General features: G+C 82.5%; 1 pseudogene. It reads left to right on the forward strand.

What is annotated here, in order from left to right:
- A pseudogene (locus AC1MIR_RS00595) lies at positions 1-698 on the forward strand (hypothetical protein); the annotation flags it as partial.

The following is a 698-nucleotide window of genomic DNA, read 5'->3' on the forward strand; positions in this document are numbered from 1 at the left end:
GGCGCGCACGCTGACCGAGGCGCAGCGCGTGCGGGCCGCCGAGCGCGCGGGGCTGGTGGCGGTGCGGCGCGACCTCGCCCCCGCGCGCGACCAGGCGACCGCGCTCGGCCGCGACCTCGACGCGGAACGCCGCGCGCGCGAGGCTCGGGAGCGCGAGCTCGCCGCCGCGCAATCGCTCGGCCAGGGGCTGACCCGCGACCTGGCCGCCGAGCGCGCGGCGCTGGCGGCGCGCGAGCGGGCGCTGGCGGCCAGCCGCGCCCAGGCCCAGGCGCTGACGCGCGAGTTGCAGGAGACGCGCGGCGCGCGCGATGCGACCCAGCGCGCGCTCGCCGCCAGCCGACAGGACGCGGAGGCGCTGAACCGCGACCTGGCCCAGCGTCGAGCGGAAGCGGAGGCGCTGGCCCGCGACCGGGCCGCCGCGCGCCAGCAGCGGGAAGCGGCGCGGCGCGACCTCGCCCGCCTGCGCGAGGAGCAGGCGAAGCTCGACCAGACCGTGCAGGCCGACCGCGCGACGATCGAGGCGCGGCTGTCCGACATCGCGCGTCTGTCGGAGCAGGTCCGCGCGCTGAGCGCGCTGCGCGACCAGCTGGAGCGCCAGGCCGCCGAGGCGCTGGCCCGCGCCGGCGAGCAGGAGCGGCTCCGCGCCGCCGCGCAGCGCCCGGCCGCCGCCGCCGCCCCGCCGCGCCGCGCCCCGCCGC

This window comes from Falsiroseomonas sp. RANM36 (assembly GCF_056682175.1).